Raw genomic sequence first — 21,413 nt, 5'->3', positions numbered from 1 at the left:
TAAAGCGGTGCCGGCCGTGTCGGTCGGACCGGCCCACGAACGGAGGTACACGGCTACAGGAAGGCGCTGGGAAGGCCCTTCCAGGTCATGGCGGGCCCACACGCGGGCCTCGACGTAGACGGTGTGGCCGTGGGCAGGGGCGTAGTGCACCGGTGTCATCGCCCCGGGCACGTGCACCGCCCCGGATGCGTCGAAGGCCGACCCGGTCCGGGACCGCGGAAACTCACTGCGTATTTCTGACGCCCACTAGTGTTCCAGGGGGATCAGAGAGAAAACACACTCACAGAGAAAGCGCTCCGCTGAACCGTTGTCGCAAATGAAAAATGAGGACATAGGCAACCCTATATCCATTTTTCTTCTCCGAGAGGGAGACATCCGGCCGAGCCAGGAAAAGGGTATCGACCCCGACCGCATCGTCCCCACAGGCAGGACTCCACCGCACTTCGGCCACGCACCCGCAGAACACACAGTGGCGGGCGGCGAGGTCAGGCAGAGGCAGCCGGCGACCACGTCGGTCGCCACGAGTCGCCGCGGCCGTGGCTCACTCAGACCGACGCGAGCTCGCTGCCGGCTCGTCGGAGTCCCGGGCGGTTGTGGCGCGAACCCGGTGGGATGCGGGTTTGACCTGGGTGACGCGCCACAGCCGTCGGGGCAGCTCCCCCTCCTCGAAAGGTGCGACTTCGGCGAGGTCCCATCCGGTGGCGAGGTTCTCGACCAGTGCGCGGTCGAAGAAGTGCACGGCGAACCCGCCGTGCTCGAAGATGTCGTCGCCGTGGGAGGTGCCGGCCCCGTAGTGGGCGTCTCCGGTGTGGCGCACCGTGTACACCAGCGCGCCCCCGGGGCGCAGCACCCGATCGATCTCGCCCATGAGCGCGTGGATCTGCGCAGTGGACAGGGCCATGCACAGCAGCATGTGCGCGAAGACCCCGTCCACCGAGGCGTCCGCCAGCGGCAGGGGCGTGCGGGCGTCGTGCAGATGGGTACGCACCCGCCCCGCCACACCCTGCCGGTCTGCGGTGCGGGTGAGCTGGTCCAGGGCGGTGGCGCTGAAGTCGGCGGCGTGGACCCGCAAACCCCGGACGGCGAACCACAGGGCATCCCTTCCGTGCCCCGCGCCCAGTTCGAGAACCTCCCGGGCACCGTGCGCGGCGAACACCTTCTGCGCGTGTCGGGCGGCTTCGGAGGGGTCGGCGCCGTACATGTGCGGGTTGCGGTCGTAGACGCCCTGCCAGTGCTCGCGCTGGGAGCCACCCAGGTCGGTGTCCACATCGGCCTCCTTCGGTGCGGGCACGCTATGACCCTCTCCATCAGGACGGGACCGCCCTCCTTCGGCGCTCCCTTCGATCACGTACTATATTCCAAAGATACATGGAACTATGGAGCTTCGAAGATGAGCAAGACCGACCTGTACGACGCCATCGCCCGCACCGGCAAGGCCCTGGCCCACGGCAAGCGCCTGGAGATCGTCGAACTCCTGGCCCAGGGAGAGCGCCCCGTCCAGGACCTGGCCGGCGCCGTGGAGCTGAAGCTGTCCACCGCCTCGGCCCACCTACAGGTGCTGCGCCAGGCGGGACTGGTCACCGCCCGCGCCGAGGGCACCCGCATCTTCTACCGCCTGGCCGGTGACGACGTCGCCACGCTGATGTCGGTGCTGTGCCGTGTGGCCGACACCCACCAGGCCGAGGTCGAAGCCGCCCGCCGCGCCTACCTGGACCAGGACGACATCCGCCTCGTGGGCCGTGAGGACCTCCTGGCCTCGGTCGCCAGCGGCACCGCAATGGTCCTGGACGTGCGCCCCCACCAGGAGTACGAGGCCGGGCACCTGCCCGGAGCGGTGTCCATCCCCCTGGAGGAGCTGGCCGACCGTTTGGCCGAGATCCCCGCCGACACCCAGGTCGTGGCCTACTGCCGGGGTCGCTACTGCGTGCTCTCCTACGACGCCGTGCGCCTGCTGCGCGAGCACGGCCGCGACGCCGCCCTGCTGGACGAGGGCGTCCTGGAATGGCGCTCGGACGGCATGGACGTCACCCCCTGACCGCCCGCCCCCGCCCTCCCCGACAGCAAGGTCTCTGCCTGCCATGAACACCATCACCACAACCACAACCGCGCCCCACCCCGCCCAACGACGCATCCTGACCGTGCTGGTCACCGCCCAGATCCTCAGTGGCGCCGGACTGGCCGCCGGGATCACCGTGGGCGCCCTGCTGGCCCAGGACATGCTCGGCGGCGCCGGCTGGGCCGGCCTGCCCAGCGCCCTGTTCACCATCGGCTCGGCCGCCGCCGCGGCCCTGATCGGACGCACCTCTCAACGCCTGGGACGGCGCACCGGCCTGGTCGCCGGATACGCCGCGGGCGCGCTGGGAGCCGTGGGCGTGGTCGCCGCGGCCACAGCCGACAACGTCGTGCTGCTGTTCGCCTCCCTGTTCGTCTACGGGGCGGGGACCGCCACCAACCTCCAGGCCCGTTACGCCGGAGCCGACCTGGCCACCCCCCAGCACCGGGGCCGAGCCCTGAGCACGGTCATGGTGGCCACCACCCTGGGCGCCGTCGTGGGTCCCAACCTGGTCACCCAACTGGGCGACCTGGCACGGATCGTGGGTATCCCGGCACTGGCCGGACCCTTCCTGCTGGCAGCGGCGGCCTACGCCTCGGCCGGGCTGGTGCTGTGGCTGCTGCTGCGCCCGGACCCGCTCACCACCGCCCGCGCCGAAGCAGCTCTCCCCCAGAGCACCGCCACGACCACACCGAGTCCTGCCGCCGCTGCCACCACTGCCGCGAACACGCGGATGCTGGTGCTGGGCGCCGCCGTCATGGTCCTGGCCCAGCTCGTCATGGTCGCCATCATGACCATGACCCCCGTCCACATGACCGGCCACGGCCACTCGGTGGGCGCGGCCGGGCTGGTCATCGCCGTCCACGTCGCGGCGATGTTCCTGCCCTCCCCGCTCAGCGGCTTCCTGGTCGACCGCCTGGGCCGCCTGCCCGTGGCCGCCGCCTCCGGGGTGACACTGCTGGCCGCCGGACTGCTGGCCGCCCTGGCCCCGCCCCACTCGGTGCCCTTGCTGGCCCTGGCTCTGGCGCTGCTGGGCCTGGGCTGGAGCTTCGGAATCGTCTCGGGCACCGCGATCGTCACCGACACCGCACCGCTGGCCACCCGCGCCAGGACCCAGGGGCTGGTGGATGTGGCCATCGCCGTGGCCGGAGCGGGCGGCGGCCTGGCCTCAGGACTGGTCGTGGCCGCCGGAAGCTACACCCTGCTGTCCCTGGTCGGCGGGGTGCTCGCCCTGGCGGTCCTGCCCGCCATCGCCTGGACCGCGCGCCCGGTGCCCGCCTCCAGCAGACGTGCTCGATGACCTCGAAAGCGGCGACCGGCGCGGCGCCCGCGGCCCAGCAGAGTTGGAGTGTGTGGAGAGCGGTCTGGAAGCCCGCCCCCTTGACCCGGATCAGGAGGGAGCGGGCCGACACCCCGTGCCCCGGAGGCAGCTCTCCCCTGATCTGGTGCGGTGCAGGCGGGGCCGTGGAGCGGGCGCGAGTGCCGCCCGCCACCAGCGCCCCCTCCCGGCCGCCGTGCACAACAGCTGGATACCCCGCCCGCGTACTGACGACGTCCTTCCTACGGCACCTGGAGCACGCGCAGCGCACCCCGTTGCCGGGTACATACCTCCGCGTGGCCGTGTGTTTCCGGGCCCTGCGGCGGAGGCCTGCCCCTGCCGGATCCGCCGCCTGACCTGTTCGTACGGCGACAGCTCCACTGATCTTGCCAATGACACGGATGGGAACCAGATGGATCGGAACGAACGGCTTCTCCACGCCTCATCCTTCGGCACCGCGGCCGCCGCCTACGCCGAGCACCGCCCGGACCACCCGCACGCCGCGGCGAACTGGGCGCTCGAGCCCGCGCCCGGACCGCGCGTACTCGACCTGGGCGCCGGCACAGGCAAGCTGACCGCCACACTGGTCGCGCTGGGCGTCGACGTCATCGCGGTCGAGCCCGACCCGGCCATGCTGACCGAACTGCGCCATTCACTGCCGGCCGTCCGCGCCCTGCCCGGTAGCGCCGAGGCGATACCGCTGCCGGACGCTTCCGTCGATGCCGTGCTGGCCGGCAACGCCATGCACTGGTTCGACATGGCCGTCGCGGGACCGGAGATCGCCAGGGTCCTCGCGCCCGGCGGCGTCCTGGCCGGTCTGTGGAACGTCATGGACGACCACGTCGAGTGGGTGGCCGAGCTCGAAAGGATCAGCGGGGGCGCGGCCATCGGTCCGCGTGACACCTCAGCCGGCTGGCGCGCCCAAACCGCCGACATGCACCTTCCGAGGACCGGCGAAGCACCCCGCTTCGGCTCGCCGGAGCAGGCCGAGTTCCCGCACGCCCAGCGCCGCACCGCCGACTCCCTGGTCGCGACCCTCGCGACGCGGGCGGGGATGCTCGTCATGCCGGATCAGGAGCGAACGGCCGAGCTGAGCCGTATCCGCGCCTTCCTCGCGAGCAGACCGGAGACCGCCCACGGCGAGTTCGCCCTCCCGCTGCTCTGCGGCGTGCTGCGCGTCCGACGTCTGTGAAGCCCCTCGCCTGCTCGGCGAAGATCTCTCATCGCGTCGATCGGCTTCGCGAGGCGGTGTGCCCGGCGCCCTGGATCACCCTGACCGGCCGCAGCCGCGGCTCCGTGCGGGGACTCGGTGACCCGTGGCCACGGTCGAACCAGGTGGACGTACCGCCGGGCATGTACGCGCACCCGGCCCCCCGCCGGATGTGCGCGGCCCGCGACCACGCGGAGTCCGCATGTGGACACCGGCCTGCGCACAGGACGCTCGGGACGGTCATTCGTCCCTGCCCCACCCCCTGCACCGGGTTCGGCGCCACCGGAACCGTGCCACCGTGAGGACGCCCTCCCCGTGTACCCCCTCACTCCCGACGCCCCCGCACCGTCGGACCCCACCGGCTGCCGGCCCGCCTGAGCGCCGGCGGTATGGCAAGGTCCACCTGGCCCGCACCCCGGACGGCGATCCGGCCGACGTCGAGCTCGTCAAGGACGACCTGGCCCACGACCGCGCGTTCCGGGCCCGGTTCGCCCGTGAGGTCCGCGCCGCACGCCGGGTCCACGGGCCCTTCATCCCGGCGGTGGTCGACGCCGACACCGACGCCGGGGTGCCGTGGACGGCCACCGAGTACGTGCCCGCCCCGACTCGTGACCCGGCGGTCCCGCCCCGCCTCCGATCCGAGTCGGGGCGTCAGTCCGCGGAGCCCTTCTCCGGCGTCCCATCGCCCACGGTGTCCGAATCTGGGACGCGGCCGGCGGTCTGGTCGTCGGTGTGGTCCGCCCCTTGCGGGTTGATCGTGGCCGCCCAGCGTTCCGCCCAGCGGGCGAGGGGGTTCAGGGCGTGGCGCGCCTCCTGTCCCAGCGGGGTGAGCTCGTAGCGGCTGTCCGGTAGTTGGTGGATCACCTGGGCATCCAGCAGTTCGGTCAGGCGCTGCCGCATCACGCTGGAGGACATGTCGTCGCACCGCTTCTGCAAGGGGCGGAACCCAAGCGGACCCGCGCGAAGCTCCCACAGGATGCGCATACTCCACCGCCGTCCGAACAGATCGAGTGCGGCCATGAGGGGGCGGCCGGTGGTCGAGCCGCGAACAGGGCTGCCAGGTCTGGGTGTTGCCATGCCGATGTCCAGTTCTCCAGGATTTTGACGCTTCGAATTCCGACACGCTAGCATCGGTGACCGCTTCGGAAATCGAAACAAAGAAGGCTGTTGTGGCACCTGCCCCGGCGACCTGGGTGACAGGCGTTCCCGCCCGGGTCGACGGAGGCGAGACCGGCCGGGGGGCCGATACATGCGCAAGGTGCCCCGGGTGACCACCTCGACAGCCCGTCCACCATCACAGCGACCGTCCACCGCGACCGCACGGAACACCGGACCCATCGGCTCGCTGCCCCGCAGCGCGCCGGCCATGGATCTGAGCAAGCTTCTGAGCATCGATTCCGAACACAGGAGGTAACTGTGGCCAAGGGCTACTGGGTCAGCGTCTACCCCACCATCACAGACCCTGAGAGGTTTGCCGCCTACAACGAACTGGCCGGTCTGGCCGTCAGGGCCGCAGGCGGGCGGGTGCTCGCCAGCATCGGCAGCCGGGTCGTCGCACACGAAGCCGGAATCGCCGAGCGCGTCGTCCTGATCGAGTTCGACAGTTTCGAACAGGCGGTCGCCGCATACGAGAGTGCGGCCTACCAGAAGGCGCTGGCCGAACTCCCCGACGGCTTCGAGCGCGACTTCCGCATCATCGAAGGCCTCGACTGACGATCGAGGCTGCGCCGGCGACGAACACCTGACCGACTGCCGGGATCGCCCCGGCTCGTCCGCGCGCCGCACCGTCGCGAACAGCGCCAGGCCAGTGGCATCGGCGGTGATGTCCAGTCCGGCGACGGTTCCCGGCGGCCCGGCGGCTCGAACGTCGGCCTCGATGTCGGCGGGGTGCGTTGAACGAGGTTCCAGCGGCCGATGAGGGTCATCAGTGCGGCGTACGGGTCACGAAGCTGCCGCACCACAGCTTGCTCCACAGGGTTGGACCGTTCCCCCTTCGGCGGCGTAGGCGGATTCGACACGTGTCAGAACTGGCGGAGTCGCGCCCTCGTCGCTCTCGCACGCATCCTGAAACCTCACAGGTGTCGCCGGCATCAGCCGGGTGACCACCCCGGACCGCATCGTCGCCGCCGTCTCACCGGCCGGTTCCTTCGCTTGCGGCATGCGGCCTCGCGTCGCACCTCGTTCATTGCGGGCGGCGCAGCCCGTCCAGCACGAGGGTGATGACATCGTCGGCCTCGGCCCGCCAACCGGGGCGGTCATGAGCCGCACCGATGCCGTGCAGCGCCACCATCACGGCACCGGAATCCACGTCGTCGCGAACGGTGCCCTCCTGCACGGCGGCGGCCACCAGGTCACCGACCGCCTCCTCCAGCGCCCGGCTGCCCTCGGCGAGGGCGCCTGAGCGGTCGGCCCACAGCGTGGCCAGCGTCCGGGCGAGGCCCTGGTGGGCGGCTATGTGCTCGACCATGGTGCGGAGGAAGGTCGCCAAAGCCTCCGCCGCGGGCAGCGCGGCCTGTAGTTGGCGGGCGCGGTCGCACAGCGCCGCGACCTCCCCGTGGTAGACCGCCTCGGCCAGTGCCTCCCGGGTGGGGAAGTGCCGGTACAACGTGCCGGTGCCCACCCCCGCCAGGCGGGCGAAGTCGTCGAAGCGCAGGTCGAAGAAGTCGCCGGTGTCGAAGACTTCCCTGGCGGCGGCGAGCAGTGCCTCGCGCTTTTGCTGAGCGTCGGCCCGCAGTGGCTTGTCGGCGGTCATGTGTTCCCTCGCGTTGACAAATGGAGATGATCTCCATATTTTGAAAGTGGAGATGATCTCCATATCGATCCTACCCCACGAGGTACCACGTGAAGATCCTGATGTTCGGCCGAGGCGCGATCGCCACCATCTACGGCTGGACCCTGCACCAGGCGGGACATGACGTCGAGTTCTACGTCCGGCCGGGCCGCGCGGCGACCTACGGAGACACGGTGGACCTCGATCTGGTCGACACGCGTCGCCGGGTGTGGGGACAGCGCGTCGTGGATAAGTGGCCGGTGCGCTACCGCGAGGCGCTGGAGCCCGACCACGACTTCGACCTGATCGTGCTGAGCGTGCCGCACCACCGCCTCCCGGAGGCAACCGCCTTCCTGACCCCGCGTGTCGGCCAGGCCACGGTGCTGGTCTTCGGCAACCTCTGGACCGAGCCGCTCGTCGCGATCGGCGCACTCCCGCCCGACCGGATCGCCTGGGGCTTTCCCCAGGCCGGTGGCGGTTTCAGCGAGGACGGCGTGCTCAACGGGGCACTGCTGTCGTCGGTCGTCTTCGGTACCCTCGGCAGGCCCCCGACCGACCGGGAGCGGGCCGTACGCCAGGCGTTTCGCGAGGCCGGGCTCCGGATCAAGGAGCGGCCTGACTTCCGCGGCTGGCTGTGGGTCCATTTCGTGTCGGATGCCGGCCTGTTCTCGCAGGGCCTGCGGCTGGGTTCTCTGTCCGAACTGGCCGGGTCGACGGGCGACCTGCGCGAAGGGCTGCTGGCCGGCCGGGAGCTGCTGCCGCTCCTCCAAGCGCGCGGCATCGACCTGCGACGGCACCGGGGCGGTGTGCTGCCGTTCCGGGCGCCCACCTGGCTGACGGCACCCGTGCTCGCCTGGCTGACCGCTCATGTCGCGCTCGCGCGCGTGAGTCTCACGGCGCAGTCCGACCCCGACGCTGAGGAGCCGCGTGAGGTCTGCCGGGACACCCTGGCCGAGGCACGACGGTTGGGCGTCTCGGTACCGCGACTGGAAGCGGCGGAACCGCTCTTCGCCCGTGAGGGGACGGGCTGAGTCTGCATCCACCGACGTCGTCGGTCCTTCCGCACCCCAGAGCCCACCCGGTCGCACCGTCGAGCACCTGCCGTTCACACACGGCTCTTCGCCGTCCGGCCTGCATCGCCTGTCCGTGACGTCCTGGAAGGAAAAAGTCATGACCACCACCGAGAAGCACGAGTTCCCCATGGCCCGCACGTGCCCGTTCGCGCCGCCGCCGGCGTACGAGGAGATCCGCGAAGAAGAGCCGGTCTCGCGGGTCGGCCTCCCCGACGGCGGGTGGGCTTGGGTGATCAGCCGCCACGAAGACGTGCGCACCGTGTTGAACGACCGGCGGTTCAGCGCCGACCGGCAGCATCCGGACTTTCCAGCGCTGGTCGAGGGCGAGGCGGCGTCCCGGCGGCCGGACGAGGAGCGCTTCCTGATCGCTATGGACCCGCCCGAGCACGGACCGGCGCGCAAGGCCGTGCTCGGCGAGTTCACGGTGCGCCGGTTGGAGGCGCTGCGGCCGCGGATCCAGGAGATCGTCGACGGGCAGATCGACGCGCTGCTGGCAGGACCGCGGCCCGGTGACCTGGTGGACTCGCTGTCGCTGCCGGTTCCGTCACTGGTGATCTGCGAGATGCTGGGTGTGCCCTACACCGACCATGAGTTCTTCCAGGAGAACACGGTGAAGGTGATCAAGCAGTCGACGCCGCCCGAGGAGCGGTGGGCGGCGATGGAGGCCATCCAGGGCTACATGGCCGACCTCATCGCGGAGAAGGAGAAGAACCCGCCGGACGACCTGCTCGGGCGGCAGATCGTCAAGCTGCGCGCGGACGGCACCTACCGGCGGACGGCACTGGCCGGCATGGGCTTGCTGCTGCTCGTGGCCGGCCACGAGACGACGGCGAACATGATCTCGCTGTCGACCGTGGCGTTCCTGCGCAACCCGGAGCAGCTCGCGATGATCAAGGCCGACCCGGGCAGAACACTCGACGCGGTCGAGGAGATGCTGCGGTACTTCACGATCATCGACGTGGCGACGGCCCGGCTGTGCGTCGAGGACATCGAGGTCGGCGGGCAGCTGATCCGCGCCGGCGAAGGAGTGCTGGCGCTCGGCCATGCGGCCAACCGGGACCCGCGGGCGTTCGAGAACCCGAACGAGCTCGACATCGAACGCGGCGCGCGCCACCACGTCGCGTTCGGGTTCGGGCCGCACCAGTGTCTGGGCCAGAACCTGGCTCGGATGGAGCTCCAGATCGTGTTCGACACGCTGTTCCGCCGCGTTCCCGGCCTGGAGCTCGCGATGGATGTCGACGAGCTGCCGTTCAAGGACGACGCGAACATCTACGGCCTCTACCAGCTCCCGGTGACCTGGTAGAAGACGAACCGCCATCCCCACCCCAGGAGGAGAGGGCCGTGAAGATCATCGCGGACACCAGCAAGTGCGTCGGTGCCGGACAGTGCGTGCTCACTGAGCCCGCACTGTTCGACCAGAGCGAGGACGACGGCACCATCATCGTGCTGAACGCGACACCGGAGGGCGAGCTGGTCGAGAAGGCACGCGAAGCGGTACACGTGTGCCCTGGCCAGGCCCTCTCTCTGGAGGAGTGAGTCCATCCGTGGACGGCCTGACAGCCTGACAGCCTGACAGGATCACGCTGATCGGTCTGGTCTTCTCGATCATCGGGAACGGACGGTGGTCCAGCAGGTCCTCGTGCGGCGCCCACGCCACCCACGTGTCCGGTGCGGCGAAGAACCGGTTCCACGTCGAGGCCGACACCTCGAACCCCGCCGACCGGCGCAGCTCCTGGTCTGCCCCGGCTCCGCGGCGCGTCTACACGGGCAGGCCGCCCCCGGCCACATCGTGCACCCTGGCCACAGCGCGGTCGTCGTCCTGGGCACGCGCACGAGGGGCCGGGCCGGCCACTCCCAGAACCGACCCGAACCGCTCATCGCTCATCGCTCAGACGCGACCGTCCGGCCGCGGGGACACGGCGGCGCGCACGTGCACGTTCACCGCGTAGCCGCCACCCGTGTAGGGGTCGCCGTCCCAGGTCGCGCACCGCCGCACCGGCTCCAACCCGCTTCGCGCACACCAGCGGTCGTAGTCCTCCAGGGTGACCGGCGCCGAGGTCAGCGGCAGGTGAGCGGCATCGAGGCCGAAGCCCGCGACGAACAGGCCCCCGGGCTTCAACAGCGCTGACAGGGAGGCGACCACCGCCGCCTCGGTCCCCTCCGCGAGCAACGGAATGACGTTGCCCGCCGCCACGACCATGTCGAAGTCCGGCTCCAGCCCCAGGGAGTCGGTCTCGGCGAGATCGGCCTCCAGCCACCTCATGTCCGGGGCGGCCTTGCGCGCCTCGGCGAGCATGGAGGCGTCGACGTCCACGCCGACGCAGTCGTATCCCTCCTGGGCGAGCCGGATCGCGACGCGCCCGGTACCGCAACCCGCGTCGAGCACGCGCGCGCCGGGGTCGAGCAGCACCCCGCAGAAGCGCGCCTCGCCGTGCACGTCGGCACCGGAGGCGGCCAGCTCGGCGAACCTGGCCGCGTAGCGCGCACCGCCGCGCCCACCGGTCAGTTCGGCCCAGCGATTGTCAGGCTCTTGCTCTCCCACAGCGCCTCCCGGAGCTCGCGGCGATCGTGCGCGTCCACCGTCGAGTATGCCGCGTGGACGGATGCTCCGTGCGCAAGGGACAGGGGGCGCTTGGCCGACCTCGATCGTGTTGCCCGAAGGGGGCCGACGAAGTCCTCCCTTGACGCGGGCTTGTGCGGGGAGCCGGGTGCGTGACCGATCCGGAGCGGGCCGGTCAAAGTTCAGACAACAGTCGAATGTGGAGGCGGCCCCCGGGTAGTCGGCGCGGGACAACGTGCCCGCTATCCCAAGGATCGAGCTGGTCTCATCATGTTCCGTCACACCAAGCACCTGCAGTTCGAAGCCAAGCCGGAGGCGCCCGACGCCCTGTACGCCATGAAGTTGCAGGAACTCATCGGTGGTGCCTACGGCGAGATGACCGTCACCATGCAGTACCTGTTCCAGGGGTGGAACTGTCGCATGGAAGGCAAGTACAAGGACCTGATCATGGACGTGGCGACCGAGGAGATCGGCCACGTCGAGATGCTGGCGACCATGGTCGCCCGGCTCCTGGAGGGCGCGCCGGCCGACAAGGTGGCCAAGGCGGTCCAGGACCCGGCGATCGCCGCCATCGTCGGCGGTATGAACCCGCAGCAGGCCATCGTCGCCGGCGGCGGCGCCGTGCCCGCGGACTCGGCGGGCACGCCGTGGAACGGCAAGTACATCGTGGCCAGCGGAAACCTGCTCGCGGACTTCCGCGCCAACGCGGCGGCCGAGGCCCAGGGCCGGCTCCAGACAGCGCGCCTGTACAACATGACCGACGACCCCGGTGTCAAAGCCATGCTCCAGTTCAACCTGGCGCGTGACACCGTGCACCAGAACATGTGGCTGGCGGCCATCGAGGAGCTGCAGGAGGACGGACTGGAGCGGGAGATCGCCCCCGACGCGCTCTTCGAGGAGGAGAACCAGGAGCACGCCAACACCATCTGGGGACTCTCCGACGGCACGGACGCGGCCGGGGGACGGTGGTCCTCGCGCCCGGCCCCCGACGGCGAGCACGAGCTGCGCTACCTCGACCAGCCCGAGCCGCTCGGCGGGCCGGCCTCCGCGCCTCCCCCCGACCCCAAGTTGTACGGGACCTTCGCCGGTCCCGGGGGTGAGGGTTCGGCCAAGGGAGCATCGAGCGCGACCGAGCGCCCCGGGCTGAAGGACAAGATCAAGGACGTCCTGGAGTAAGCCCGATCGGGCGAAGCGGGGTAGCGCCGCTCCTGGCGTGGTGCTGCCCCGCGCACACAGCCGGGCGTCCTCGGGGCGACTGATCGCGACCGGATCACCTCCCTTTCCGTGCAGTCATCCTCCTCGACCCCCACCTCGGCAGAGGAAATACGGTTGCACGTCGTATGCCCTGAGCCCAGGATGGGCTGGTGAGAATTCGGGAGATCACACTCGACCTCGGCCTGGACACCCTGGCCGGGCTGGACTTCGGCGGCGCGGGCACACCGGTGCTTCTGGTCCACGGCAGCGGGCACAACGCAGCGGCCTGGGCCGACGTCGCGACGCATCTGACCGATCACTGTCGAGTCGTCGCCGTGGACCTGCGCGGACACGGGCGCACCGCTGTCGACTCCCAGAACGCCGAACAGTACTGGCGCGACCTGGCCGATGCCGCTCGGGCCCTGGGCTGGGAGAATCCCGTCCTGGTCGGGCACTCCCTGGGCGGTTACGCCGTCGCCGCCGTGGCCGCGGCGGGGTTGCTCCGGCCCGCCGCCGTGTGCGTGGTCGACGGACTCGTCCTGAATACCCGTGAGAAGGCCGTGGCGGACCAGTCGCAGTGGAGCACTCCCGAAGCGGGCGAAGGGCTGCGCACACAATTCCGCTACGGATGGTCGGCCACCCCTGATGAGGCGCACGCCTACATCGAGCAGTGCGTTCGAGATGCGCAGGAGGACGATCTGAACCGAGGCTCCCGCCCCGGTTTGGTGCGCGACGTGCTGGAGCGCTCCTTCACCCAAGGAGCCCGCACCCGACTGCGACGGCCCACGCCCGAACAGATCGCGGTGATCAGCGCGGCCGCGCCGGAGGCCGCCGTCTACCCCAGCGTGGACGTCTACGAACACGTCACCTGCCCGCTCACGATCGTGCTCCCCGACGAGGGGTTCTACGCCGGACGCCGGGACGAAGTACGGGACGTCATCGCCGCCCGCCCGGACCGGACGCTCGTGGTGATGCGTGGGCACCACAACGTGACCATGGCCAGGCCCGCGGAGCTGGCCCGCATCATCTTGGACCTCGTGAACCCCCTACCCGCCCCAGAATCCGGAGAGCCTACGTGACCGACAGTCCTCAGCAGCGTCCTGTGCGCGAATACCCGCTGGCCGAACCAGGCGCAGGTCCCTACGGCATTGCGGCCCCTACCGACGGCTCCCTGTGGGTGACCCTCGTCCACCAGGGCCAGGTCGCCCATAGGGAACCGAACGGTTCCGTGACTCTGCACCCGTTGGACTCCTCCGTGTGCGGACCTTCGGTCATCACCGTGGGGCCGGACCGCGCAGCCTGGTTCACTCGCGCTCGGGACCACAGAATCGGCCGGATCACGTCCGACGGCAAGACGGATTCCTTCGCACTACCGACAGCGGACTCCGGCCCCTTCGGTATCACCACCGGGCCCGACGAAGCACTGTGGTTCACCGAGATGAACGCCGACCGGATCGGCCGTATCACCACGGCCGGGGAGGTCACCGAGTTCCCACTGCCAACGCAGGGAGGGTTCCCCACATTCATCACCTCGGGCCCTGACGGTGCGTTGTACTTCACCCTCAACCAGGCCAACGCCATCGGACGCATCACCACCGACGGAAACGTGGACCTGCACCCCCTCCCGACCGCCGGCGCGGGCCCGGTCGGCATCACCAAGGGCTCTGATGACGCCCTGTGGTTCGTGGAGATCACCGCGGGCCAGATCGGCCGCCTCACACCGGACGGAGAGGTCCGGGAGTTCCCCTTGCCCCGACGCGACGCACGCCCCCACGCGATCACCGCAGATCCCGAAGGCGGATGTTGGTTCACCGAGTGGGGCGCGAACCGGATCGGCCACATCACGCCGGAAGGCGACATCTCCCTGTTCGATCTGCCCACCCCCGCCAGCGAGCCTCACGGCATCACGCTCGCTCCCGACGGCACGGTGTGGACGGCGTTGGAGATCGGAACTGTCGCCTCTCTCCGCCCCTGAGCCCCGCCCATCGCACCTCACGGGCTTCATCTCAAGCCGACTCGATCCCCCACCGGACTTCTCATCCGATGGCCGCAGGTTCGAATCCTGCCGGGTGCGCCACAAAACCCCAGGTCAAATGGGGCGTGCGAGTCGAACAGACGAGGCGCGAGGCCCGGATCCGGGCCTGAAATGCTCCGCGTGTGCTCCCCAGTGCAAGGTCCAGTACAGGTGGAGGGCCACCTCGCGGAGCACTTTGCCATCCCGTGACCCTGCGGTCCTTGCCGTCGACGCGCTCCGCGTGCGCCCACCAGCGCCCCACAGCCGCCCCAACACCCGCGCTGGCGGCCCTGTGTGTCACCCACCCGCGCAGGCCGCATACGGCCGTTTCCGCCGAAACCCCTTACCCTGCCGGGATTCACGCGCCACAATCAGATGGCATGAACAGGGCAAGGTGGATCCGGGCAACAGCGGCAAGCGTCGCAATCTCGGCCGAGTTGGGGGCTGGATTATGGTTCGGCGGCGGCCCCAGTACGCGCGACGGCCGGGAAGCCGCCTCATGGCCAGCGGGCATCACCACCGCACTGGCGCTCATCCTCGCCATCGCCTGGGCCGCCACCTCCCGACCCTCCACCCCAACCCCACCTCCACGTACAGGCGATGGAAGCGACGTCGCGAGCACGGTGAACGGCAACGCCTCCAGCAGCACCGTCATCCAAAGCCGGGACATGCACGTGGAGAACACCGCCTACGGTGGCGACCACATCGACTTCCGAGACGGTACCTTCCACGAAACGGTGATCGGCGAACAGATCAACCGCCCTTGGCCAACACCAAACGACGATGCAGATCAGGTTCCCGAGCGGTGAGCACCTCTTACGGCAGCGACCACATCAATCTCAGCAGCGGTGATTTCCGAGGACAGGTGGTCGGCAAACAGGTCAACCACCACTATTCAGCACGCAAGGTCGACTGGCCCGTCCGCGTCGGTGCCATCCCTGAGCAGGCAGGCCACTACCAGCACCGGGCCATCGCCGATCAGCTCGACACCGCCCTGAACAGTTTCGGCACCGTAGTACTCCGCCAGGTGCTTTCTGGCACCGGCGGCGTCGGCAAAACCCAACTAGCCGCACGCCACGCCCGTGCCCTGGCCCGCATCACCGACTCTGGGTCGAGAGTGGATGTTCTGGTATGGGCTAACGCCGCCAGTCGAGAGCAAATCACCTTTGCCTACGCCCAAGCCGCCCAGCAGCTGTTCACCACTGTTCCGGAGAACCCCGAGGACGCCGCACAGCTTTTCCTCACGTGGTTGCAAGACCCCAATAAGCACCAGGATCGGCGGTGGCTGATCGTCTGGGACGACCTGGCCGACCCCACCATGGTCAAGGATCTATGGCCGCCGCATGACCAGCCCCACGGACGGGTCCTGGTTACCACGCGAAGGCGCGATCACTCCCTGAGCACCCAAGGCCGCCGCCTGCTTGATGTGGACATCTACACCCCTGACGAAGCCCACGCGTTCCTCACACACGCACTCAATGAGGCCGATGTCCCTCACAACACCGAGGAATTAGTGGATCTCGCCCACACCTTGGGGTTTCTCCCCTTGGCGTTGGGACAGGCGATTACTTATATGGCCGAACTGGGGATGAGGTGCACCGATTACCTCCAACTTTTCCGTGACCGTGTAAGAATTCTAGGTGAAGTATTCCCTGATTGGGAGACCCACACCCCACTTGCCGCCACCTGGGAGCTATCCGTACAGCAAGCTGACACCTTCAGTCCGAAGGGAGTGGCCAGGCCTATGATGGGGCTGATTGCACTCCTGGACGGGAGCGGTATCCCCGAACGCGTACTCACAGCCGCAGCGGTCCTGGCATACCTCGCTTTCTACCGTACCCGCAATCCAGCTACCCCTGCCCCGACCAAGCCAGCCACATCTCCTCTGACAGCGCATGAAGCTCGCACTGCCCTGGCCAGTCTGCACCGGTTGAACCTCATCACACGTACCACTCCTCCCCTGGATCCCGGAGAAACAGAGCCCACAGACATCCTTGTTGGAGCCCACCAACTTGTGCAGCGCGCTACACGTGAGCACGCCGCGACCCAACCCACGCGAAAGAGTGTTTGGGCACTCGGAGATGCCTTGTTGGAAGTCTGGCCGGAGATCGAACTCAACACGACTCTAGTCCAACTATTAAGAGACAACACCACAGCCCTCAAAAACCACGGCGCATCGCAGACCGAAAGCACAAGAGATTGGCTATGGGAAACCGGCGGCCATATCGTACTCTTCCGATTTGGACTGAGCCTGGGCCAGACAGGCCAAGTCGGAACTACAGTAAAATACTGGGAAGACATGACTGCGGAAACACAGAAGAGAATGGGAAACAAACAACCTTCCGCTCTTATTGCGCGCGCCAATCTCGCCTACTGGGTAGGCATATCCGGCAAGCCCAGTAAATCCGTTAAGATGTTTCAGGACCTTTTAACAGACCAACTGGAAATCCTTGGCCCTGATCACCCATCCACTCTCATGACCATGGCCAATCTCGCAAATATGATCGGGAGGACAGGGAACTTCCACGCAGCCCTCGATGGATTCAAAAAAGTTCTAATAAAACAAGAGTATACCCTCGGATCCAATCATCCTTACACCTTCTCCACTTTGGCAAATATCGCCAGCACTTGCAGGCAATTAGGCCGATTCAGCGAAGCATTGGATGTTTACAAGCGACTTCTTCATGAAATGCCAAAGACATTGGGCTCCAACCATCCGGAAACGCTAAGCACCAGGGCCAACTATGCTTATTGGCACGGTGAGACAGGAAACCCGGCCAGAGCAGAAAGCCTTTCGAAAGAACTTCTCCCAGACCAACTTCGCATTCTCGGCCCTAATCATCCGGACACACTGACCACTAGAGCGAACATCACCTTGTGGAGGGGGCAGGCGGGCAATCCAAGTGAGGCTGCTCAAGCATCTGAACGCCTGCTCAACGACCGGATGCGTGTGCTTGGCCCCGAGCACCCGGACACTCTCACCACCAGGGGCGACCTCGCCCATTGGCGTGGCCAATCGGGTGATCAATCCGGCGCCGTCAGCGCCTACTTGGATCTTCTCACTGACCGCCTACGCATCCTCGGTTCTGACCATCCCGACACCCTCGCTACGCGAAGCCGCCTCGCCCACTGGCAGGGCAAGGCCGGAAACCCAGCTAGAGCTGCCATCTCCTTCGAAGAACTTCTCGCCGACCGCCTACGCGTCCTCGGACCCGACCACCCTCACACCCTCGCCACCCGCCACAACCTCGCCGACTGGACCTACAAGTCCGGTGACGCGGCCAAAGCCATGGAGCTCCTCAAAGACCTGGTCCGCGACCGGGAACGGCTACTCGGACTTGACCACCCAGAAGCTCAAAGAAGTGGGTCCCTGCTTCGGCGCTGGCAAGACGAACTGTCCGATACGTGACGCGGCCAGGGGACCTTTGATCCGATCGGCTCAGTTCTGGTTCACCGGCCAGACCGCCGCCGGATCGCAGTGTTCCGGGCAGGCCAACAAGTAGACCTCGTTGCCCAGAAACAGCACATAGGCGTCGGTAGCAGAGCCGTCAGGCTGCTCCGGCTGACCCGGATGAATGGCGAACTGCATGTCTTCCGGCACCTGGCACACGTATACCAGATCGGCGCCGCACGCGCACTGGTAGTATTCAGGGTCCTGCGCCCAAGACGGCGCACCTCCCACCTTGAAGGTCTGGGCTCCCTTCCCCCGCTTGTTGGGAACGTCCGTGAAGGACCGCAGGGTCAGCGCCCGTGCACGTAGGGACGGCTCCGGTTCCGCCAACGACCGCGTGGCACTGCGCTGGAGCAGCACACGCCAGAACGGGCGCGGATAGGGCTCCTGCGGGGCGTCCCAGTACCGGGGTACCAGCCGACCGTCGTCGGACAGTTCCGCGATGGCGGCCTCGTTGTGCGTGCGGCAGTGGAAGACCAGCAGGTGGTCACCTCCGAAAGGCCCCAGTTCAGGGGGAAGGTCGAGTTGGAAGAACAGCACCAGCCGCTCGCCGCAGAAACATTCTGGCCACTCCTGGCCGTCATCGAGGAAGGGCCAGCCACCCACCGAGTTCCGCTCCGGCCGCTCCAGCACCTCGGACTCGACCTCGACCATGTGGGCGGCGAACGCTTCCCGGGGTTGCCTGATATCAGATTCGACCATCGGCTCACTTTAGAGGAGACCTTTGATCCGATCGGATAACACCCTCGGGCATGGGGAAACCCCAGGCCAGTCGGGGTGAACCCGTGTGCTGGCCCGGGGTGGGAGCCGCTCTCTCGCTCCTGGTGTGCTCGCCGGTCCGGCTACGACACCGGGGCCTTCACCGGCACCGGTGACCCGCGCAGCAATGACGCGGTCGCCTCGGCTGCCGCTTTCGCGACGTCCGGGAACACTGTCTGGTAGGTGTCCTGGGTGAAGTGGACGGTCGCGTGCCCCAGTTGGTTGGAGACGACCTTCACGTCCGTTCCCGCGGCGAGCGCGAGCGAGGCGGCCCCGTGGCGGAGCCCGTGCAGCGTGATCGGCGGCAACCCCGCCGCCCGCGAGATCCGCAAGAACCAGTCACTGGCCTGCGCTGGATGCCACCCCGACCCGTCCTTGCGGGTGAACGCCAGCCCCGTATCCGTCCAGCTCGTGCCTGCTTTGAGGCGCTCCTCGTTCTGGAACCTCTTCCACGACCTGAGCACCTTGACCGTGTCCTGGTCGAGGGTGATGGTGCGCTGGCCCGCCGCGCTCTTCGGCGTCGTGGTCACCGTCTCCCACGCAAGCTGGACGACCTGGACGCGGATATCGACCTGCCCGTCCGTCAACCGAGTGTTCGACCATGGCAACCCAACTGCCTCACCCCGGCGCAGGCCCTTGGCGGCGATGAGGTGGAACATCGCATACAGCCACCGGTACTTACTCGCGTGCGTCAGGAAGGCGCGCGTCTGTTCCGGGGTCCACACCATCACCTCACCCGGCACCGTGCCGTCCACCCTCCACTGGCGGACCCGGTCAGGGGTCCACACCATCGGCTTGACCCTCGGGCACGACGGGAGGCGCACGTGCGAGGCAATGTTCACCGACACCGGCAGGTCCGGACGCCGCACCGCGTCCGACAACGCGCTGCGCAACGTCGCCCTGATCCGGTGTTTCGTGGACAGCGAGATGACCCGCTGCCCGCGCACCGACGCCTTCACCTTCGCATCGTCGGACTCGCGGCACTCCAGGATGTGGATGTTGGCCTCCTCGATCGAGGCGAACATCGCCTCGACATGGCGGGACTGAAGCTTGTCCAACCTCCGCCGGCCCAGGTGCGGGACGAGGTACTTGCGGATGTGGCCGGCGTAGGACGCCCGGGTTCCGAGGGCGAGGTCGGGTTTACCGTCCAACCACTCCTTCAGCCAGGTCTCGACGGTGGGCACCTGGGCGCGCACGTCCACCCCGGTGCCGATGCGCTTGCGGACCTCCTCCACATCCGGGAGTGGTCGGCGCTGGGCAAGCGCGGTCTGGATCAGGTCCGCGACCTGCACCTCGACATCCTCCTCCCCCGAGGCCAGGGCCATGAGGGCTTTGACCTGGTCCAAGCCCTCGACGGCCTCGGTGTGCGTGGCCAGTCCGACCCTGCGGGCCTGACGCCTCTTGCCGTCTGAGGTGCGTGGGAGTTCGTACTGGAACGCCCACGCACCATGGGACGGATTCCAACCCCCACCCCTGCGCTTGAGCTGAGGACACCTCACCCCCATCGCCCTGCCTGTTGCCTCGTCGCGGCACCCGCACCGTTTGAACGTGGATCCTTCTCGTGATGCCATCTACGACCTCACCTCCGAGTTGTTGCCACGCGCACCACACCCGCCACAACCACCGCCCACCGGCAGACCGAGAAAATTGAGCACCCCGGCTGTGGGAATGACCCAGGTCCTCGCGGTCCGGTGAGCCGGGACGGGGAAGGTCCCCGTTCGGAGGAGCTTGTAGGTGGTGGTCCGCCCGAGTCCGAGCATCCGCCCAGCCGTCACCGGGTCCAGGACCACCGGCAAGGAGCCGACCGGATTCACGGAGAACCTCGGCCCCCTGTCCGTTTGGTGAGGATTCGCCCCGTTCCCCCTGCGCGACCGTTCGGGTCGGGAACCGTCGCTGGCTAGGGCGGGGCCACCAGACGGCCCGACCGCCCCAGACGGCGCACCCTGGGGTGATGAACCGGCCCCGGGCGGTGGGGCCGACGTCGGGGCGCTGGTGGCCCCACGCGCCCCAGGCTGGGACAACCCCGCACAGGCATCCCCCGAACGGCCCCGTCCCCAGGGGCGATTTACTGGCCACGGAGGTGGCGTCAGGTGAAGGTAGTGGGGTCTCGTCATCGGCAGACCTCTTCCTCGCGTCGTCGTCTCGCCCTGATAACCCCCTAATAAGACGCCCCCAGGACGGATTCGACATCGAATCTGAGATCTCACAACGTCGCGAGATGAGTAGCCAAGACCTCGTCCGCTTCGCCCAGCGCGGAGCACAACCCCACCAGACCGGAGAAGACGCGCCCGAGGCGACAACGCCAGGATCATCCAGGCCACGGAGGCGGGCGATCTCCACCCGCGCCACTAACTCGGGGACCCACCTCGTGGCCCTCCTATGAGGGGAAAGGGGGCACAGACCTGGACACAGAGGGGAATGGACCGCAGAGACGAAGGCAGGACACGGGTACCGCCTCGAGGGAGCGGGGGCGGGCGACGCCTTCACACCGTGAGGCGCCGCCCGCCCTACGTGAAGATGAGTACCCACTGGGTATAAGTCTGGGCACCCATCGGCCCACCCGCAGCGGCCCCGACCTGCACTGATAACGACGCTGGGGTGCTCCGTTCAAAGCGGCCCTCCCACAGGCCCGCTTACCGGCCCGCCCATAGGCCCAGTCACAGGCCCACTTACCGGCCCATACTAAAACGTGAGCATGATGCCAATAATGCTCGCATTCCCTCTCGGTGTCGCCAACCTCGAAAGACCACGCCCCACACCCGACGCGACCGATACCGGTGACCACCGCGTGGATCCCACCCACCGGACGGCCCGACCCCGCCGCGCCTCGCAGGCCCCACTTCCGCAGACCACACGAGGAGGTGCAGGGCGAGGGGGCGTGCAGCGCTCGGCGCTGGGCGACCCGAGCGCCTGCATCGCCGCCCCAAAAACCCGCACACAGGATCCTTTCATTCATGTTCTTATAAAGAAGAGAAAAGTGAATAAGAGGATAGGAGAACGGGGCACCGAAA

General features: G+C 68.2%; 18 protein-coding genes. 12 read left to right on the top strand and 6 right to left on the bottom strand.

The annotated features are described in order from the left end of the window. Positions 1 to 541: 541 nt before the first annotated feature. A complete protein-coding gene (locus tag DFP74_RS20975) occupies positions 542 to 1,291 on the bottom strand; it encodes a class I SAM-dependent methyltransferase (RefSeq protein ID WP_233571082.1) in 750 nt (249 codons plus the stop codon). A gap of 99 nt (positions 1,292 to 1,390) precedes the next feature. On the opposite strand from DFP74_RS20975, the gene DFP74_RS20970 reads away from it, so the two are divergent. From DFP74_RS20970 to DFP74_RS20960, 3 genes are all read left to right on the top strand, one after another. After that, a complete protein-coding gene (locus DFP74_RS20970; RefSeq protein ID WP_121183961.1) occupies positions 1,391 to 2,035 on the top strand; it encodes a metalloregulator ArsR/SmtB family transcription factor in 645 nt (214 codons plus the stop codon). 43 nt (positions 2,036 to 2,078) lie between these two features. Beyond that, the gene (locus DFP74_RS20965) at positions 2,079 to 3,353 is read left to right on the top strand and encodes an MFS transporter (RefSeq protein ID WP_233571081.1); all 1,275 of its coding nucleotides are present in this window, start codon (positions 2,079 to 2,081) and stop codon (positions 3,351 to 3,353) included. 430 nt (positions 3,354 to 3,783) lie between these two features. Beyond that, entirely contained in the window at positions 3,784 to 4,563 is a 780-nt protein-coding gene (locus tag DFP74_RS20960) for a class I SAM-dependent methyltransferase (protein ID WP_121183959.1), read from the top strand. A gap of 669 nt (positions 4,564 to 5,232) precedes the next feature. Here the strand turns inward: DFP74_RS20960 and DFP74_RS20950 are convergent. Then, positions 5,233 to 5,601, bottom strand: a complete 369-nt coding sequence (locus DFP74_RS20950; protein ID WP_255499706.1) for a helix-turn-helix domain-containing protein — start codon at positions 5,599 to 5,601, stop codon at positions 5,233 to 5,235. Between the two features lie 396 nt (positions 5,602 to 5,997). Between DFP74_RS20950 and DFP74_RS20945 the strand changes: the two genes are divergently transcribed. Beyond that, positions 5,998 to 6,294, top strand: coding sequence for a DUF1330 domain-containing protein (locus tag DFP74_RS20945; RefSeq protein ID WP_121183955.1), 297 nt, complete (start codon positions 5,998 to 6,000; stop codon positions 6,292 to 6,294). A gap of 469 nt (positions 6,295 to 6,763) precedes the next feature. Here DFP74_RS20945 and DFP74_RS20940 read toward each other — a convergent pair whose 3' ends face one another. Next, complete coding sequence (locus tag DFP74_RS20940) at positions 6,764 to 7,333, bottom strand: TetR/AcrR family transcriptional regulator (RefSeq protein ID WP_121183953.1); 570 nt, start codon at positions 7,331 to 7,333, stop codon at positions 6,764 to 6,766. Between the two features lie 89 nt (positions 7,334 to 7,422). Between DFP74_RS20940 and DFP74_RS20935 the strand changes: the two genes are divergently transcribed. From DFP74_RS20935 to DFP74_RS20925, 3 genes are all read left to right on the top strand, one after another. Continuing rightward, the gene (locus DFP74_RS20935) at positions 7,423 to 8,382 is read left to right on the top strand and encodes a ketopantoate reductase family protein (protein ID WP_121183951.1); all 960 of its coding nucleotides are present in this window, start codon (positions 7,423 to 7,425) and stop codon (positions 8,380 to 8,382) included. Between the two features lie 139 nt (positions 8,383 to 8,521). Beyond that, entirely contained in the window at positions 8,522 to 9,727 is a 1,206-nt protein-coding gene (locus DFP74_RS20930) for a cytochrome P450 (protein WP_121183949.1), read from the top strand. A gap of 38 nt (positions 9,728 to 9,765) precedes the next feature. After that, entirely contained in the window at positions 9,766 to 9,960 is a 195-nt protein-coding gene (locus DFP74_RS20925; RefSeq protein ID WP_121183947.1) for a ferredoxin, read from the top strand. 352 nt (positions 9,961 to 10,312) lie between these two features. Here DFP74_RS20925 and DFP74_RS20920 read toward each other — a convergent pair whose 3' ends face one another. Further along, the gene (locus DFP74_RS20920) at positions 10,313 to 10,966 is read right to left on the bottom strand and encodes a bifunctional 2-polyprenyl-6-hydroxyphenol methylase/3-demethylubiquinol 3-O-methyltransferase UbiG (RefSeq protein ID WP_199725731.1); all 654 of its coding nucleotides are present in this window, start codon (positions 10,964 to 10,966) and stop codon (positions 10,313 to 10,315) included. A 288-nt stretch (positions 10,967 to 11,254) separates the two neighbouring features. On the opposite strand from DFP74_RS20920, the gene DFP74_RS20915 reads away from it, so the two are divergent. The 5 genes from DFP74_RS20915 to fxsT all read left to right on the top strand — a co-directional run bounded on the left by DFP74_RS20915 (position 11,255) and on the right by fxsT (position 17,601). Continuing rightward, on the top strand, positions 11,255 to 12,160 hold the full coding sequence (locus DFP74_RS20915; protein WP_121183945.1) for a manganese catalase family protein: 906 nt from the start codon (positions 11,255 to 11,257) through the stop codon (positions 12,158 to 12,160). Between the two features lie 188 nt (positions 12,161 to 12,348). Continuing rightward, the gene (locus tag DFP74_RS20910) at positions 12,349 to 13,257 is read left to right on the top strand and encodes an alpha/beta fold hydrolase (protein ID WP_121183943.1); all 909 of its coding nucleotides are present in this window, start codon (positions 12,349 to 12,351) and stop codon (positions 13,255 to 13,257) included. Next, positions 13,254 to 14,153, top strand: a complete 900-nt coding sequence (locus DFP74_RS20905) for a virginiamycin B lyase (protein ID WP_121183941.1) — start codon at positions 13,254 to 13,256, stop codon at positions 14,151 to 14,153. Before DFP74_RS20910 ends, DFP74_RS20905 begins: the two co-directional genes overlap by 4 nt. A gap of 419 nt (positions 14,154 to 14,572) precedes the next feature. Further along, positions 14,573 to 15,001, top strand: a complete 429-nt coding sequence (locus DFP74_RS33590) for a hypothetical protein (protein ID WP_158613037.1) — start codon at positions 14,573 to 14,575, stop codon at positions 14,999 to 15,001. Further along, entirely contained in the window at positions 14,998 to 17,601 is a 2,604-nt protein-coding gene (gene fxsT, locus DFP74_RS33340) for an FxSxx-COOH system tetratricopeptide repeat protein (protein WP_158613036.1), read from the top strand. Before DFP74_RS33590 ends, fxsT begins: the two co-directional genes overlap by 4 nt. A gap of 30 nt (positions 17,602 to 17,631) precedes the next feature. Here the strand turns inward: fxsT and DFP74_RS20885 are convergent, their stop codons facing one another. Together DFP74_RS20885 and DFP74_RS20880 are read right to left on the bottom strand one after the other, a co-directional pair. Further along, positions 17,632 to 18,345: a hypothetical protein gene (locus DFP74_RS20885; RefSeq protein ID WP_121183939.1), complete on the bottom strand. Its 714-nt coding sequence runs from the start codon at positions 18,343 to 18,345 to the stop codon at positions 17,632 to 17,634. A 140-nt stretch (positions 18,346 to 18,485) separates the two neighbouring features. Further along, positions 18,486 to 19,973 (bottom strand): site-specific integrase, encoded by a 1,488-nt coding sequence (locus tag DFP74_RS20880; protein ID WP_121183937.1) that lies wholly within the window; start codon positions 19,971 to 19,973, stop codon positions 18,486 to 18,488. Positions 19,974 to 21,413: the final 1,440 nt, after the last annotated feature.

It is taken from the genome of Nocardiopsis sp. Huas11 (assembly GCF_003634495.1).
In the GTDB taxonomy this organism is placed as follows: Bacteria; Actinomycetota; Actinomycetes; order Streptosporangiales; family Streptosporangiaceae; genus Nocardiopsis.
The sequence above is the reverse complement of the archived record's forward strand: the minus strand, read 5'-3'. Positions and strand labels throughout refer to the sequence as shown.

Coding starts and splice junctions, on each gene's coding strand:
- DFP74_RS20970 (WP_121183961.1), top strand. CDS start 1,391: ATGAGCAAGACCGACCTGTACGACGCCATCGCCCGCACCGGCAAGGCC.
- DFP74_RS20930 (WP_121183949.1), top strand. CDS start 8,522: ATGACCACCACCGAGAAGCACGAGTTCCCCATGGCCCGCACGTGCCCG.
- DFP74_RS20915 (WP_121183945.1), top strand. CDS start 11,255: ATGTTCCGTCACACCAAGCACCTGCAGTTCGAAGCCAAGCCGGAGGCG.
- DFP74_RS20880 (WP_121183937.1), bottom strand. CDS start 19,973: ATGGCATCACGAGAAGGATCCACGTTCAAACGGTGCGGGTGCCGCGAC.
- DFP74_RS33590 (WP_158613037.1), top strand. CDS start 14,573: ATGAACAGGGCAAGGTGGATCCGGGCAACAGCGGCAAGCGTCGCAATC.
- DFP74_RS20965 (WP_233571081.1), top strand. CDS start 2,079: ATGAACACCATCACCACAACCACAACCGCGCCCCACCCCGCCCAACGA.
- DFP74_RS20940 (WP_121183953.1), bottom strand. CDS start 7,333: ATGACCGCCGACAAGCCACTGCGGGCCGACGCTCAGCAAAAGCGCGAG.
- DFP74_RS20950 (WP_255499706.1), bottom strand. CDS start 5,601: ATGGCCGCACTCGATCTGTTCGGACGGCGGTGGAGTATGCGCATCCTG.
- DFP74_RS20885 (WP_121183939.1), bottom strand. CDS start 18,345: ATGGTCGAATCTGATATCAGGCAACCCCGGGAAGCGTTCGCCGCCCAC.
- DFP74_RS20960 (WP_121183959.1), top strand. CDS start 3,784: ATGGATCGGAACGAACGGCTTCTCCACGCCTCATCCTTCGGCACCGCG.